Here is a 15,243-nt window from a genome sequence, read left to right as displayed (position 1 = left end):
GCGTCGCGGCGCAGCTGCCGGACGGCTGCGAGCGGGTGAGGGCCGCCGGCGTTGCCGATTTGTGACAAGTGCAGGGCATTGACGTTTCCGGGAGACGGAGTCCATCATCCTCGCCAGGCAGTGTCAACGATGACATAGGTCAACGATGACACCCCGGGCAGCATGCTCTGAACCCGACCCCGTGCCGCCCGCTATCCCACAGGAGTCGATCATGTCTCGCACCACTCGCCTGTCCTCGTCCCTCCTCAGAACCGCCGCTGTCGCGGGCGTCGCGGCCCTCACCCTGACGGCCTGCGGATCCGGCTCCGGATCGACTTCCGCCGGCTCCGGTTCGGGCGAGGTCAAGGTCGGTCTGATCACCAAGACCGACACCAACCCGTTCTTCGTGAAGATGAAGGAGGGCGCCGAGAAGGCCGCGGAGGCCGACGGCGTCAAGCTGATGACGGCGGCCGGCAAGTTCGACGGCGACAACGCCGGTCAGGTCACGGCCATCGAGAACATGGTCGCGTCGGGTGTGAAGGGCATCCTGATCACCCCGAGCGACTCCAAGGCGATCGTGCCCGCGATCGAGAAGGCCCGTGCCAAGGGTGTCCTGGTCATCGCCCTGGACTCCCCGACCGAGCCGGAGAGCGCGGTCGACGCCCTCTTCGCCACCGACAACCTCAAGGCGGGCGAGCTGATCGGCGAGTACGCCAAGGCCGCCATGACGGGCAAGACCGCGAAGATAGCCACCCTCGACCTCGCGCCGGGTGTGGCCGTCGGCGTCCAGCGGCACAACGGCTTCCTGAAGGGCTTCGGCATCGAGGAGGGCGACTCCTCCATCGTCTGCTCCCAGGACACCGGAGGCGACCAGGCCAAGGGCCAGACGGCGATGGAGAACTGCCTCCAGAAGGAGCCGGACATCAACGTCGTCTACACGATCAACGAGCCGGCCGCGCTGGGCGCGTACACCGCGCTCAAGGCCAAGGGCCGGGAGAAGGACGTCCTGATCGTCTCCGTCGACGGCGGCTGCACCGGGACCGAGGCGGTCAAGGACGGCAAGATCGCCGCCACCTCCCAGCAGTACCCGCTGAAGATGGCCTCCGAGGGCGTCAAGGCCGTGGTGACGTACGCCAAGGACGGCAAGAAGGCGTCCGGTTACACCGACACGGGCGTCACCCTGATCACCGACAAGGCCCAGGACGGGATCACCTCCAAGGACACCGCCTACGGCCTGGAGAACTGCTGGGGCTGAGCCGCCCCCGAGGCCCGAACGACTCCGCCTCTCCCTTCAGCAGGGCGGCTGTCCCTTCCTCCCTGACCGGGGGACGGCCGCCTGCCTGTCCTCTTGCCCTCCGACCAGGGCGGGCAACGACTTCTGTCTTCCGACAAGGACTCCGCATGACAGCCACGACCACGCCGTACGCCGAGCTCAAAGCACCGACCACGGCCCGCAGACTGCTCACGGCACCGACCACCGGCCCCCTGGTCGCCCTCCTCCTGGCTTGCGCCTTCTTCTCGCTCTCGACCGACCAGTTCCTCACGGGCGGCAACTTCTCGTTGATCGTGCAGCAGGTCATGGTCGTCGGCACCCTCGCCATCGGACAGACCCTGATCATCCTCACGGCGGGCATCGACCTGTCGTGCGGTGCCGTGATGGCGTTCGGCAGCATCGTGATCGCCAAGATGGCCGCCGAGGGCTCGCTGCCGCCGCTCGCCGCCATCGCCCTGGGCCTGGTCGTCTGCGGCGGATTCGGGCTGCTCAACGGGCTGCTGGTGCAGAAGATCCCGTTGCCGCCGTTCATCGTCACCCTCGGCATGCTCAACGTGGCCTTCGCGCTGACACACATCTACTCCGAGGAGCAGACGGTCACCAACCTGCCCGGCCCGCTGACGGCCCTCGGGCAGACCTTTCCGCTCGGCCACACCGACATCACCTACGGCTCCCTGGTCACCATCGCCCTGTTCCTCCTCCTCGCCTACACGCTGAGCAGCACCGGCTGGGGCCGGCACGTCTACGCACTGGGCAACAGCCCGGAAGCGGCACGGCTGAACGGCATCCGCACCTCCCGGCTGACCATCGGCGTCTACACCGTGGCCGGCATCCTCTACGGCATCGCCGCCCTGCTGCTCATCTCCCGCACCGGAGTCGGCGACCCTCAGGCCGGCCAGACCGACAACCTCGACAGCATCACCGCCGTGGTCCTCGGCGGCACCAGCCTCTTCGGCGGACGCGGCTCGGTCCTGGGCACCTTCATCGGCGTCCTCATCGTCGGCGTCTTCCGCAACGGCCTGCAGCTGATGGGCGTTGCCTCCATCTACCAGACCCTGATCACCGGAGTCCTGGTGATCCTCGCGGTGACCGTCGACCAGCTCTCCCGGAAGAAGGCCCGATGACCGCCACCTCCTCCCCCACGCCCGTGCTGCAGGCCCGTGGTCTGGTCAAGCGCTACGGCCAGGTCACCGCCATCGACGGCGCCGACTTCGATCTGCTGCCCGGCGAGGTCCTCGCCGTCATCGGCGACAACGGCGCCGGCAAGACCAGCCTGATCAAGGCCCTCACCGGCGCCGTGACCCCCGACGCGGGCGAGATACGGCTCAACGGCAAACCGATCCAGTTCTCCGGGCCGCAGAGCGCACGCGCCCACGGCATCGAGACGGTCTATCAGGACCTCGCCGTGGCCGCCTCCATGGACATCGCCTCGAACATGTTCCTCGGACGCGAACTGCGCCGCCCCGGCGTCCTCGGCAGTGTCTTCCGCATGCTCGACAAGAAGCGCATGCGCGAGGAGGCCGCCGAGCACATGGCCGACCTGAAGATTGGCCTGCGCTCGCTGACCCAGTCGGTCGAGACCCTCTCCGGCGGACAGCGGCAGGCCGTCGCGGTCGCCCGTTCCGTCGCCTGGGCCCGCAGCGTCGTCGTCATGGACGAACCCACCGCCGCCCTCGGCGTCAAGGAATCCGGTCAGGTCCTCGACCTCATCCGCCGCGTCCGGGACAAGGGCATGCCGGTCGTCCTGATCAGCCACAACATGCCGCACGTCTTCGAGATCGCCGACCGGATCCACGTCCACCGGCTGGGCAGGCGCGCCGCCGTGATCAAGCCCTCCGACTACTCCATGGCGGAGGTCGTCGCCATCATGACCGGCGCGCTCACCGTCGACGAGGCCGGAGATACTGTCGTGGCGGATTCCGCGGCGGCCAAGGCCGCAGGAGTCCAGGCCAACTGACGTACGACTGAAGCACTCACAGGTTCCGGCCCAGGCCGTGGCCGGAACCCGTGAGTGACGAGCACAGGAGACCGTTTACTCCATGGCAGCGAACCGCCGCCCCACCCTGGCCGACGTCGCCCGAGAAGTGGGCGTCAGCGCCAAAACCGTCTCCCGCGTTCTCAACGAGGACGGGCCCGCCTCGGCCCAGACCCGGCAGCAGGTCCTGGCCGCCGTGGCCAAGCTCGGCTTCCAGCCGAACCTCATGGCCCGCAACATCCGCGTCGGCGGGCCCGACACCACCGTCGGCCTGGTCATCCCCGACCTCGGCAACCCCTTCTTCGGAGCCGTGGCCAGCAGCATCGAGGACACGGTCCGCGACCGCGGCCTGACCCTGCTCATGGGCTCCTCCGCTGACGACCCCGACCGCGAGCGCGCTTTGACGGACAAGTTCCTCGCCCGCCGCATCAGTGTCCTGATGGTCGTGCCGTCCGTGGGCGCCGACCACTCCCCTCTCAAGTCTCACCGCGCCGCCGGCCTGCCCGTCGTCTTCCTCGACCGCCCTGGGTCGGGCCTGTCCACGGACAGCGTCGTCAGCACCAACCGCACGGGCGCCCACGACGGGGTGGCCCATCTGGTCGCCCACGGCCACCGGCGCATCGGCTTCATCGGCGACCTCCCCACCAAGCTCTACACCCGCCGCGAGCGCCTGGCCGGCTACCGGTCCGCCCTTGAGGAAGCCGGCCTCCCCGCCGACCGCTCCCTGATCACCAACGCCCACGACCAGCACGGGGCCTCCACCGCCACATCCCAACTCCTGGGTCTGGCCGATCCCCCCACCGCCCTGTTCGCCGGCAACAACATCGTCGCGCTGGGCATAGTGACCGAACTCGCCCGCACCGGCCGGAAGGACGTCGCTGTCGTCGCCTTCGACGACGTGGCCCTCGCCGAAGCCCTCGAACCAGCCCTGACCGTCGTCGCCCAGAATGCCGAGGAAATCGGCAGAACGGCAGCGACCACCGCTTTGGCCCGCCTCGACGGCGACCGCTCGCGCGCCCGCACCATCACGGTCCCCACCCGCCTCATCGTCCGGGGGTCGGGGGAGCGGCCTGCTCCGGTGCTGAAGAAGGCGTGACCATGAAGGCGGTGTCCGGGCATGGACCAAGGGACCGCCGGGTTCGGGTTTCAGCGCGGCGTGGACGCCGCCGCTGGGCGGTGCGGGATGTGAGAGTGAGGCGCATGAAGTCTCGTACCGCCTTGCCGGTGTTCGCTGTCGGCGCCGTCTGAGCGGTAGGTACGCCGGGACTGGGAGTGTCCTGGGCAGGGGCAGACCCGGCACCCACATGACCGGACATCGCACGGGAGTTCACCGAGTACTGGACGCACCGGGCATCGCAGAGCCCGTTGAGCCTCCGCCCAGTGTGCCGGGGCGGAAGTGGAGAGCAGAATCCGCGTCACTCCTGGGCAGGAGGCGACAGCGAGGAGGCATGCCTGGGGGATAGTGAGACCAGGGCTGAGGAGCGCGGTGAGTTCGGGAGTGGCCAGGTGGGGAAGTGCGCCGCCGAACAGGGGCGCTGAGGCGTAGACCTGCCATCCGAGTTCGGCTGCCTGAGCGATGGGACCCCGGACCCGACTCGTTGGTGACAAGCGCGCTGGTATGCCGGCTGACGGACGTCATCATGTTCATCCCGGCGGCAACCGCCCGCCCGACCAGCTCCGCCCGGGCGTGGGCGGTCTCACCGGATATCGCGATCTTCATCCCCTGCTGGAGCGGCCCGCCGGGAGTCAGCCGTCCCGGGTTCCGATACGCGCAGGGCGTCTTGGGCGGCTGCGGCGTGAACTGGGATTCCGCCCGGGGTGGGCAGGTCACCAGCGGCAACGGCAGATCGAGCTGCGCCGCCTCGCGCAGCGACGCCCGCAGGATCCCGGCCAGCACCCGGGTGTCGTCCAGCGCATCGTGCGCGTGCTGCTGCGATACGCCGTAGTGGGCAGCGAGGGTGCCGAGCTTCATGTCGTCCGTCGGCGGATCCACCTGGCGGTTGAGGGCCAGGGTGCACAGCCGCTGCGACACAGGCAGCCACATCCGCGCGCGGGCAAACTCGTAGGCCAGGAAGTCGTAGTCGAACTGGGCGTTGTGGGCGACCAGGACCCGGTCCTGGAGCATCGCCCCGATTCGCCCGGCGACCTGGTCGAAGGCTGGTGCGCCCCGCAGCCGCTCGACGGTCAGCCCGTGCACGTCCACCGGCCCCGGGTCGCATCCCGGGTTGAGCAGGGTCGAGAACTCCCCGGTCTGCTCGCCGTCCGGACCGATCGTCACCACCGCGACCGACAGCACGCGGTCCCGCCTGGCAACGAGCCCGGAGGTTTCCACGTCGACCAGTGCCCAGTCGTAGGCGTAGTCGCCCGTGTAGGGCGCGTCGAATGAGGCGGAGGCAAGACTCATGACGCCAAGGATGATCGGCTATGAGCCACTCCTTCAACCTGTATGCCGTTTTTACCCTGCTTTGGAAGGTTGTCGTGCCGTGCCGAACGCAGAGAGGCCTCCCTCGAATGCTTCGGGAAGTTTTCGGGAAGAACACCCGCCAAAACCCGTGCCGAACCGCCCAGCCGGAGTGCCACCCTCCCCACTAGTGCGTCCGCCCAGCCTTACGCCGCCTCTACGCCGTGCTCGCTAGCGTGCCCCACGGCTCGCAAAAAGGCCCTCCCGGAGGAGGGCCTGGCATGGGCTGGACTGAAGTGCCCCCGGCAGGACTCGAACCTGCGGCCAAGCGCTTAGAAGGCGCCTGCTCTATCCACTGAGCTACGGGGGCCGGTGGTGGCCTGGGCCCTTCGGTCGGGGCCGTTCCGGCCGGTCCTGACCTTGCCGGGACAAGGATAGGGCTCCGATCACCCCGACCCGACTGCTTCACCTGCGTGGCACGATGTGGAGGTTCGGTGAAGCGAACCGATAATCGCAGGTAGGTGCGATTCATGCACCGCTTTTGACGTCTCGCACCCCGGGTGTTGTGCACTCGTTATGCCTGCGCCCCACTCGTCCCGTCTGTCCCCAGAGTGGAACCGCCGCGCAGAGGTGCCTATACGCTTCAAAAAGGCGCCAAAATTGGGCATTCTTCACATGTGGTGACCATGGACGTACGGCCTCAGCTCATCGACGCACTTTCCGCCCTGCGCGACCGTGTCGCCGCCGTGCGTCTTCCACTGCCTCTTCCAGGGGCTGAACGGGCCCGGCAGACCAGGGTCGAGCTGCTCGCGCAGCTCGACGACTATCTGCTGCCGCGGCTCAAGGACCCCGAGGCTCCGCTGCTCGCGGTGATCGGTGGGTCCACCGGCGCGGGCAAGTCCACGCTGGTGAATTCGCTCGTGGGGTGCCGGGTCAGCCAGGCCGGTGTGCTGCGCCCGACGACGCGGACGCCGGTACTCGTCTGCCACCCGGACGACCACCACTGGTTCGCCGGGGTACGGGTGCTGCCTCAGCTGACCAGGATCTGGCTGCCGCCGGGTCAGGCCAGGGACCCGGACGGGCTCGACGACCTCGGTGCCGCGGGCGGGGACGACGAAGGGATGGCGCTGCGGGTGGAGACCGCCGTCAGCCTGCCGCGCGGGCTCGCGCTGCTGGACGCTCCCGACATCGACTCCCTCGTCGTACGGAACCGGGTACTCGCCGCGGAACTCATCTGCGCCGCCGACGTATGGGTGATGGTGACCACCGCCTCCCGGTACGCCGACGCCGTGCCCTGGTACCTGCTGCGCACGGCCAAGGAGTACGACGCCTCGCTCGTCACCGTCCTCGACCGGGTGCCGCACCAGGTGATCGCCGAGGTCTCCCGGCAGTACGCGGCCCTGCTCACCAGGGCCGGGCTGGGCGAGGTCCCCCGCTTCACCATCCCCGAGCTGCCCGAGTCCGCGGGCGGCGGCAGCGGTCTGCTGCCCACCACCGCCGTCGCCCCCCTGCGGACCTGGCTCACCCACCGCGCCCAGGACCCGGCGGCCCGTCAGCAGGCCGTCGGGCGCACGGCGTCCGGGGTCATGGATTCGCTGAACGTCCGTATGCCGGAGCTGGCCGGAGCCGTCGCCGCGCAGTACGCGGCCTCGGTACGGCTGACCGGCGTCGTCGAGGAGGCGTACCGGAAGGAGGCGTCCCGAATCCGCCGCAGGCTCCAGGGCGGCGCCGTGCTCGCCGGGGACGCGCGGACGCGGTGGCGCGGCTATCCCCTGGACAGTTCCGCCGAGGAGCTGCTGGAAGCGCTGGTGGAGAGCCTGGTGGCGCTGCTCCAGTGCGCGGTGGCCGCCGCCGACGACGAGATCCGTACGACGTGGCGGAAGGAGCCCGCCTCCGGGGCGTTCCGCTTCGAGGACGCGGGCCTGGAAGCCGGCGGCTGGGGGCCTTCCGAGGACATCCAGGGCCGTATCGCCATGGCCGTACGACGCTGGCGGCGGGTGCTCGAAGAGCTGGCCGAGGAGGAAGTACAGCTCCTGGAACGGAACATCGCCCCCGACGGCGAGACCGTGGCCGCGCTGCTGGCCGCCGCCCTGCTCGGCGGGCGCCGCGCCCGCACCGCGGGGGAGCAGCTCGCCGAGCGGATCGGCGCCCAGGGCGCGCTGCGGCTGCGTGACAAGGGCGGGGCGCTGCTCACCACCTATCTCGACCAGGTCATGCACGGGGAGCGGGACCGGCGGCTCGCACCGCTCGACGCCCTGGACGTGGCCCCGGAACCGCAGGCCGAGCTGATTGCCGCGCTGTCCGTACTGCAGAAGGAGAGGGTGCAGCCATGACCGCCGTCACCGACCAGGACCAGGATCACGGTCAGGATCAGAACCCGGGGCAGGGGCCCGAGGGCGGGGAGGCCGATGAGCGGGGGGCGCGCGAGGACGACCGGGCGCAGGAGGGCCTGGAGAAGGGGTCCCCGAGGGCGGTGAAGGGCGAGGGGCGGCACGGGCGCTGGGACGACGGGCTGATCGCCCGCCGCGCCGGCGCCGCGTCCGAGGAGGCCGACGACGCCGGTGACGGGCCGGACGGCGACGCCGGGCCTCAGGGCGAGGCGTACGCACCGTCCGGGGGACCGCTCACCCAGCGCCTCGACTCGCTGCGCGACCTCGTCGGCCTGTCGCGGGCCCGGCTGGACCGGGAAACCCTCACCGAGGCCGGGCGCGTACTCGACGAGGCCGCGGCCCGTCAGCGGCTCTCCTTGCGGCACACCGTCGTCGCCGTCGCCGGGGCGACCGGCAGCGGGAAGTCCACGCTCTTCAACTCCCTCGCGGGCGCCCAGATCTCCGACACCGGGCTGCGCAGGCCGATGACCGCGTCGCCGATCGCCTGCAGCTGGACCGACGGGGCCGCAGGGCTCCTGGACCGGCTCGCGATCCCCGGGCGGCTGCGTCGCAGGCCGCAGCAGGGCGGCTCCGAAGCCGACGCCGCGCTCCAGGGCCTCGTCCTCATCGACCTGCCCGATCACGACTCCGCGGCGTCCGGCCACCGGGATCAGGTGGACCGGGTGCTGGCGCTGGTCGATGCCGTGATCTGGGTCGTCGACCCCGAGAAGTACGCCGACGCGGCCCTCCACGAACGCTATCTGCGGCCCCTGGCCGGGCACGCGGAGGTCACCTTCGTAGTCCTCAACCAGATCGACCGGCTGCCCGGGGAGGCCGCCGACCTGGTCCTCGACGATCTGCGCAGGCTGCTCGACGAGGACGGCATGGCCCTGGGGGAGCACGGTGAACCGGGCGCCACCGTCACATCCGTGTCCGCGCTCACCGGCGACGGAATGCCTGAACTGCGCGAGATGCTCGGCCGGTTCGTGCAGGAACGCACGGCCGCCGCACGCCGGCTCTCCGCCGATGTGGACGCGGCGGCCGCACAGCTCCGGCCGGTGTACGTCGCCGAGGGGCGGCCCGGACTCGGTGAGCTGGCGCGTGAGGAGTTCACCGACCGGCTCGCCGAGGCCGTCGGTGCGGCGGCCGCGGGGCAGGCGGCCGAGCGCGAGTGGCGCAGGAACGCCGGACGGGCCTGCGGGACACCCTGGCTGCGGCTCTGGCGCTGGTACGAGTCCACCCGGCAGCTCGGCGGCCTGGACCGCATGGCCCAGGCCCTCGCCCCCGCCCCGCCGGAGGAGGAGATCACCGCCCGGCAGCGGGTCGAGCAGGCGGTACGGGCCGTGGCGGACGACGCGTCCGCCGGGCTGCCGGGCCCCTGGGCGCAGGCCGTCCGGGAAGCGGCGGTGAACGGGGCGAAGGGGCTGCCCGAGGCCCTGGACGAACTGGCCCAGAACGCGAGCGCCGGGGGCCGGGGCCGGCCGACAGGCGGCAAGGGCAAGGGCAAGGGCAAGGGCAAGGGCAAGGGCACGGGCACGGGCCCTGGCACGGGCTCGGCGACCGGCAGAGGCACGGGCATGCCGCTCGGCGGCCGGGCCGCCAAGCCACCGCGTGCGGCCTGGTGGCCCGCGGCGGTGCTGGTGCAGGCGACGATGACCCTGCTGCAGATCTTCGGCGGACTCTGGCTGCTCGGCCAGATCATCGGCGTACTCGAACCGGGCCTGGTCACACCGGCCCTGGTGATGCTCGCCGGAATCATCGGCGGGCCGCTCGTGGAGTGGTCGTGCGCGGCAGCGGCACGCGGTCCGGCACGGCGGTACGGGCAGGAGGCGGAGCGACGGCTGCGCGACGCGGCGGCCGGGTGCGGGCGGGCCAGGGTCCTCGACCCGGTATCGGCGGAGCTGGCGCGCTACCGCGAGGTGCGGGAGAGGTACGTGGCGGTGACGGAGTTTTCCACAACCGGCCGGTAGTCCACAGGCGTCAGCGGGATTTCCGTTCTCCGTCCAGCATGAAGTCAGTGCGGGAACCGGTACACAGAGCGTGTACCGGTCCGGTACGCAGAGTCTGGACGGGAGACGGGAAAATGAACGACACCTTTGTGACGCTGGTGGGAAACGCGGCGACCGGCGTGGAGTTCCGGGAGACGGCCACCGGCGGAATGGCGCGATTCCGCTTCGCTGTGACGTCGCGCCGCTGGGACCGCGAGAAACAGGTCTGGGCCGACGGGCACACCAGCTTCTACACGGTGTGGGCCTGGCGCACGCTCGCGGTGAATCTGTCCGGCTCCGTCTCCGTCGGTGAACCACTCGTCGTGCACGGCCGTTTGAAGGTGCGCGAGGAGGAACGGGATGGTCAGCGCAGGACCTTCGTCGACATCGAGGCGGTGTCGGTGGGTCACGATCTGACGCGGGGGACCGCCGCGTTCCGGCGGGTGCTCAGGGCAGAGCCGTCACTCACGGCACGCACGCCGAAGGAGACGGAGGCCGGCGACGATTCGGTGGAACGTCAGGAACCGGCCATGGAGCCGGTGTCGGTGTCCTGAATGGGCAGCGGGTACCGGATGGAGCGATAACGATTCCGAGTCGGAATGGTTGTCCGACCGTATGACGGGGGACTGTGCTTCGCCCGGTCTTTAGGATTCCTCAGTATTCATGGGGCACTTGAGTCTGCTGGCGAGGCAATCCCCACACGCGCACCAAGCGCGAGGTCCTCGCCCGGAGGGGAATTCTGTGTTTTCTGCGTTCTCGGCGTCTTCCGGATCATCCGGGTCCTGTGCGTCCGCTCCGCCGTCCGGCACGCAGTCCGCGGCCTCGGCGACGAGCTCCGTACGGAGTCGCGCCAGAGGGCTCGTCAGACTTGCCGCCACCGTGCTGGTCACCGGTCTCGTCGCGGCCGGCACCCTTGCCGGCGCGACCGGCGCGGCGGCCGGGAGCGCCCCTCAGCACCAGGGCGGCGCGACCGCGGTCCTGGACGGGCTGAAGACCTTCGACCGCGCGGTGCTCCGCATCCCGGGTGAGAACGGCAAGAAGAACACCACGCAGACGATCCCCGCCGGGCTCTTCGAGATGACCGTCGAGGGCGGTGGCAAGCTCAAGACGTACTGCGTCGACATCCACAACGCCACCCAGGACCAGGCGAAGTATCTGGAGACGTCCTGGGACCAGACGTCGCTCGGGGCCAACAGGAACGCCGGGAAGATCCGCTGGATACTCCAGCACTCCTACCCCCGGATCGACGACCTCGCGGCGCTGGCCCGCCGGGCAGGCACGGGACCGCTCACCGAGCAGACCGCGGCCGCCGGAACGCAGGTCGCCATCTGGCGCCACTCGGACGACGTGCACGTCGAGGCCGCCGACCCGCAGGCCGAGAAGCTCGCCGACTGGCTGGCGAAGCACGCCTCCGCATCCGCCGAGCCCAGGGCGTCCCTGACTCTGGAGCCCGCCGCGGTCTCCGGCCGGGCAGGAGAGCGGCTCGGTCCGGTCACCGTCCGCACCAACGCGGACCAGGTCTCTCTGACGCCGCCCGCCGACGCGGCCAGCGGTGTCCGGATCACCGACAAGGACGGCAAGCCCGTCACCTCGGCGGCCGACGGTGCGCGGCTCTACTTCGACATACCGAAGGACGCCGCCGACGCATCGGCCGCGCTGACCGTCCAGGCGACCACCTCCGTGCCGGTCGGCCGGGTCTTCGCCGGTGTCACCAGGAGTCAGACGCAGATCCTCGCCGGGTCCAGCGAGTCCACCGTCTCCGCCGAGGCCACCGCCACCTGGGCCGGGGCAGGGGCGGTTCCCGCCCTCACCGCGAAGAAGAACTGCGCCAAGGGCGGCGTGGACATCACCGCGAGCAACAAGGGGGACGCGCCGTTCACCTTCGAGCTGGCGGGCTTCGAGCACACGATCGCCGCGGGAGCCACCAGGACCGTGACGATCCCGGTCGCCGAGGACCAGGCGTACGACTTCACGATCACCGGGCCCGGCGGGCTGCAGAAGAACTTCACGGGGGTCCTGGACTGTGTGACCGCATCCGACGCCCTCGCCGGTGACCAGGGCGGTGTCGGTACGCAGAGCGCCAGGCAGCCCGTCCCGGCGTCCACGGGCACCAGCTCCACGGGGCTGGAGGGCGACCTCGCCGAGACCGGCGGTTCCAGTGCCACCCCGATCATCGCGGGCGTCGCCATCGCCCTCGTCGTCATCGGCGGCGGCGCTGTCCTGCTCCTGCGCCGGAAGAAGCCGGACGGCGACAGCGAGTGAGCGAGTGAGCACCGGCGCACCCTGAGCGGGCGCAGGACCGGGCCCGGTACGCAGCTGCGTACCGGGCCCGACGCGTCTCCGGAGCCGTGCGGAAGCGTCGCGGCGGGTACCGGGGAGCGGACTGGGTTTCCGTCCGGTGGCAGGCGTCAGGCAAGATGGGTGTATCTGCCCACACCTCTATTGCTGCCGGACGGTTTCTCTTGGCTGAGTTCATCTACACCATGCGCAAGACGCGCAAGGCGCACGGCGACAAGGTGATTCTCGATGACGTCACCCTGAACTTCCTGCCCGGCGCAAAGATCGGTGTCGTGGGACCCAACGGTGCCGGTAAGTCCACGGTACTGAAGATCATGGCGGGCCTTGAGCAGCCGTCGAACGGCGAGGCGTACATCACGCCCGGTTTCAGCGTCGGCATCCTCATGCAGGAGCCGAAGCTCGACGAGTCGAAGTCCGTCCTGGAGAACGTGCAGGACGGCGCCGCCGAGATCATGGGCAAGCTCAAGCGCTTCAACGAGGTCGCCGAGCTCATGGCGACCGACTACTCCGACGCGCTCATGGACGAGATGGGCAAGCTCCAGGAGGACCTGGACCACGCCAACGCGTGGGACCTGGACGCCCAGCTGGAGCAGGCCATGGACGCCCTGGGCTGCCCGCCCGGCGACTGGCCCGTCACCAACCTCTCCGGTGGCGAGAAGCGCCGCGTCGCGCTCTGCAAGCTGCTGATCGAGGCCCCGGACCTGCTCCTCCTCGACGAGCCCACCAACCACCTCGACGCCGAGTCGGTGAACTGGCTGGAGCAGCACCTCTCGAAGTACGCGGGCTGCGTCATCGCCGTCACTCACGACCGGTACTTCCTGAACAACGTCGCCGAGTGGATTCTTGAGCTCGACCGCGGCCGTGCCATCGCCTATGAGGGCAACTACTCCACGTACCTGGAGAAGAAGCAGGCGCGCCTCAAGGTCGAGGGCCGCAAGGACGAGAAGCGTCAGAAGCGGCTCAAGGAAGAGCTTGAGTGGGTCCGCTCCAACGCCAAGGGCCGGCAGACCAAGTCCAAGGCACGTCTCGCCCGGTACGAGGAGATGGCTGCCGAGGCGGACAAGATGCGGAAGCTGGACTTCGAGGAGATCCAGATTCCGCCGGGCCCGCGGCTCGGTTCCATCGTCGTCGAGGTCGAGAACCTCTCGAAGGCCTTCGGCGACAAGGTCCTCATCGACGACCTGTCCTTCACGCTGCCGCGCAACGGCATCGTCGGCATCATCGGTCCGAACGGTGCGGGCAAGACCACGCTGTTCAAGATGATCCAGGGCCTGGAGAAGCCGGACACCGGCGCCATCAAGGTCGGCGACACGGTCAAGATCTCCTACGTCGACCAGTCCCGCGCCAACATCGACCCGAAGAAGACCCTCTGGGCCGTCGTGTCGGACGAGCTGGACTACATCAACGTCGGCCAGGTCGAGATGCCGTCGCGGGCGTACGTCTCCGCGTTCGGCTTCAAGGGCCCGGACCAGCAGAAGCCGGCCGGTGTCCTCTCCGGTGGTGAGCGCAACCGCCTCAACCTGGCGCTGACGCTCAAGGAGGGCGGCAACCTGCTGCTCCTCGACGAGCCCACCAACGACCTCGACGTGGAGACCCTGTCCTCGCTCGAGAACGCCCTGCTCGAGTTCCCGGGTGCGGCCGTGGTCATCTCCCACGACCGTTGGTTCCTGGACCGCGTCGCCACGCACATCCTGGCGTACGAGGGCGAGTCCAAGTGGTACTGGTTCGAGGGCAACTTCGAGTCGTACGAGAAGAACAAGGTCGAGCGTCTCGGTGCGGACGCGGTCCGCCCGCACCGTGCCACGTACAAGAAGCTCACGCGAGGCTGATCGTCTTGGCTCGTCATATCTACAGCTGCCCGCTGCGCTGGTCGGACATGGATGCCTTCGGCCACGTGAACAACGTGGTCTTCCTCCGCTACCTGGAGGAGGCGCGCATCGACTTCATGTTCCGGCTGGCGCCGGGGGACGGCTCGCCGTCCTTCTCGGGCGGGTCCGTCGTGGCCCGGCACGAGATCGACTACGTACGGCCGCTGGTCCACCGGCACGCTCCGGTGACCGTCGAGTCGTGGGTCACGAAGATCGGTGCCGCTTCGCTGACGATCTCGTACGAGATCAAGGACCCGGAGCAGGTGTACGTACGGGCGTCGACCGTTGTCGTCCCGTACAACCTGGCCGAGGAGCGGCCCCGGCGGATCTCCGCCGAGGAGAAGCTCTTCCTCCAGGAGTTCCTGGCCGAGGAGCCCGCCGCCGCATGACGGTGCCAGTGCAGTCGCTGCTGTTCGCCGACCCGAGGGAGGCGGCGGATCTCGCCGCCTTCCTCGGCCGGCTGCTCCACTACGACCGGGCAGCGGCCGTCCGGTTGCAGGCAGGCGGCGGCGCACTGGCCGTGTTCGGCCGGCCGCCGTCGTTCGAGGTCCTCGCGATCCGGACGGCGCGGCTGGCCGGCACGCACGAATTCGACGTGACAGTCTCCGCCGGTGAACTCCTCGAATCACTGGAGGAGTCGACCGGCTCCGGCGCCGTCCCCGCGCCTGTCACGGGACCGCCGTGGACGGGTGTGCTGCCGCCCCGCGGCGGCTGGCGCGAACAGCCCGGACTGCCCGACCCGATGTCCCTGCGCGCCCAACTCACGGCCGCTGTCGCGGAGTTCCGTACCCGCGACGAAGCGCTGCCCGAGGACCGCCGGACCAGGTCCGAACGCGACCTGATCGGCCGCGAGATCTGGTCGCGCACGGTCGGCACCACACAACTTCCGCTGCGCGCCGTCCACGCCGCCCAGTCCCTGGGCTTCCTGCGCGCCGCCCCGGACTTCCCGGTGACGCTGCTGGCCTCGGGCCCCTGGCTCCGGCTGCGCACACCCTTCGGGTCGATCATCGTCCGCGGTCCGGGTGGCGGGCTCGGCGCTCTCGCGGTGACGGTGGGCAGCGCGCGCTGAGCGCGCCGAGGAGAACGCCGGAG

The 15,243-nt window shown here is 70.0% G+C and carries 11 protein-coding genes, 1 tRNA gene and 1 pseudogene; 11 read left to right on the top strand and 2 right to left on the bottom strand.

From position 1 onward, the window contains the following. The first annotated feature begins 211 nt into the window (after positions 1 to 211). The 4 genes from ACFT7S_RS10145 (at position 212) to ACFT7S_RS10130 (ending at position 4,323) form a co-directional block, all read left to right on the top strand. On the top strand, positions 212 to 1,234 hold the full coding sequence (locus ACFT7S_RS10145; RefSeq protein WP_382729394.1) for a sugar ABC transporter substrate-binding protein: 1,023 nt from the start codon (positions 212 to 214) through the stop codon (positions 1,232 to 1,234). Between the two features lie 146 nt (positions 1,235 to 1,380). Then, positions 1,381 to 2,376 (top strand): ABC transporter permease, encoded by a 996-nt coding sequence (locus tag ACFT7S_RS10140; RefSeq protein ID WP_382729392.1) that lies wholly within the window; start codon positions 1,381 to 1,383, stop codon positions 2,374 to 2,376. Beyond that, on the top strand, positions 2,373 to 3,209 hold the full coding sequence (locus tag ACFT7S_RS10135; protein ID WP_382729390.1) for an ATP-binding cassette domain-containing protein: 837 nt from the start codon (positions 2,373 to 2,375) through the stop codon (positions 3,207 to 3,209). The genes ACFT7S_RS10140 and ACFT7S_RS10135 overlap by 4 nt, the downstream gene beginning before the upstream one ends. Before the next feature lie 82 nt (positions 3,210 to 3,291). Next, complete coding sequence (locus ACFT7S_RS10130) at positions 3,292 to 4,323, top strand: LacI family DNA-binding transcriptional regulator (RefSeq protein ID WP_382729388.1); 1,032 nt, start codon at positions 3,292 to 3,294, stop codon at positions 4,321 to 4,323. A gap of 488 nt (positions 4,324 to 4,811) precedes the next feature. Here the strand turns inward: ACFT7S_RS10130 and ACFT7S_RS10125 are convergent. Both ACFT7S_RS10125 and ACFT7S_RS10120 read right to left on the bottom strand, forming a co-directional pair. Further along, a pseudogene (locus tag ACFT7S_RS10125) lies at positions 4,812 to 5,631 on the bottom strand (exonuclease domain-containing protein); the annotation flags it as partial. A 294-nt stretch (positions 5,632 to 5,925) separates the two neighbouring features. Beyond that, positions 5,926 to 5,998: transfer RNA gene (locus ACFT7S_RS10120), tRNA-Arg, on the bottom strand. Positions 5,999 to 6,314: 316 nt separating this feature from the next. Here ACFT7S_RS10120 and ACFT7S_RS10115 point away from each other — a divergent pair. The 7 genes from ACFT7S_RS10115 (at position 6,315) to ACFT7S_RS10085 (ending at position 15,220) form a co-directional block, all read left to right on the top strand. Beyond that, complete coding sequence (locus tag ACFT7S_RS10115) at positions 6,315 to 7,961, top strand: ATP-binding protein (protein ID WP_382729386.1); 1,647 nt, start codon at positions 6,315 to 6,317, stop codon at positions 7,959 to 7,961. Then, a complete protein-coding gene (locus tag ACFT7S_RS10110; RefSeq protein ID WP_382729384.1) occupies positions 7,958 to 9,967 on the top strand; it encodes a GTPase in 2,010 nt (669 codons plus the stop codon). The genes ACFT7S_RS10115 and ACFT7S_RS10110 overlap by 4 nt, the downstream gene beginning before the upstream one ends. A 113-nt stretch (positions 9,968 to 10,080) precedes the next feature. Beyond that, positions 10,081 to 10,539, top strand: coding sequence for a single-stranded DNA-binding protein (locus ACFT7S_RS10105; protein WP_382729382.1), 459 nt, complete (start codon positions 10,081 to 10,083; stop codon positions 10,537 to 10,539). 187 nt (positions 10,540 to 10,726) lie between these two features. Next, a complete protein-coding gene (locus tag ACFT7S_RS10100; RefSeq protein WP_382729380.1) occupies positions 10,727 to 12,247 on the top strand; it encodes an LAETG motif-containing sortase-dependent surface protein in 1,521 nt (506 codons plus the stop codon). A gap of 200 nt (positions 12,248 to 12,447) precedes the next feature. After that, positions 12,448 to 14,112 carry an energy-dependent translational throttle protein EttA gene (gene ettA, locus ACFT7S_RS10095; RefSeq protein ID WP_382729378.1) on the top strand — a complete coding sequence of 555 codons (1,665 nt, stop codon included), beginning with the start codon at positions 12,448 to 12,450 and terminating at the stop codon, positions 14,110 to 14,112. 5 nt (positions 14,113 to 14,117) lie between these two features. Then, positions 14,118 to 14,540 (top strand): acyl-CoA thioesterase, encoded by a 423-nt coding sequence (locus tag ACFT7S_RS10090; protein ID WP_382729376.1) that lies wholly within the window; start codon positions 14,118 to 14,120, stop codon positions 14,538 to 14,540. After that, positions 14,537 to 15,220: a hypothetical protein gene (locus ACFT7S_RS10085; RefSeq protein WP_382729374.1), complete on the top strand. Its 684-nt coding sequence runs from the start codon at positions 14,537 to 14,539 to the stop codon at positions 15,218 to 15,220. The genes ACFT7S_RS10090 and ACFT7S_RS10085 overlap by 4 nt, the downstream gene beginning before the upstream one ends. The last annotated feature ends 23 nt before the right edge of the window (positions 15,221 to 15,243 follow it).

Origin of the sequence: Streptomyces sp. NPDC057136 (genome assembly GCF_042670885.1) — a bacterium.
In the GTDB taxonomy this organism is placed as follows: Bacteria; Actinomycetota; Actinomycetes; order Streptomycetales; family Streptomycetaceae; genus Streptomyces.
This window is presented reverse-complemented; position numbering and strand designations above follow the sequence as displayed.

Coding starts and splice junctions, on each gene's coding strand:
- ACFT7S_RS10145 (WP_382729394.1), top strand. CDS start 212: ATGTCTCGCACCACTCGCCTGTCCTCGTCCCTCCTCAGAACCGCCGCT.
- ACFT7S_RS10140 (WP_382729392.1), top strand. CDS start 1,381: ATGACAGCCACGACCACGCCGTACGCCGAGCTCAAAGCACCGACCACG.
- ACFT7S_RS10135 (WP_382729390.1), top strand. CDS start 2,373: ATGACCGCCACCTCCTCCCCCACGCCCGTGCTGCAGGCCCGTGGTCTG.
- ACFT7S_RS10130 (WP_382729388.1), top strand. CDS start 3,292: ATGGCAGCGAACCGCCGCCCCACCCTGGCCGACGTCGCCCGAGAAGTG.
- ACFT7S_RS10115 (WP_382729386.1), top strand. CDS start 6,315: ATGGACGTACGGCCTCAGCTCATCGACGCACTTTCCGCCCTGCGCGAC.
- ACFT7S_RS10110 (WP_382729384.1), top strand. CDS start 7,958: ATGACCGCCGTCACCGACCAGGACCAGGATCACGGTCAGGATCAGAAC.
- ACFT7S_RS10105 (WP_382729382.1), top strand. CDS start 10,081: ATGAACGACACCTTTGTGACGCTGGTGGGAAACGCGGCGACCGGCGTG.
- ACFT7S_RS10085 (WP_382729374.1), top strand. CDS start 14,537: ATGACGGTGCCAGTGCAGTCGCTGCTGTTCGCCGACCCGAGGGAGGCG.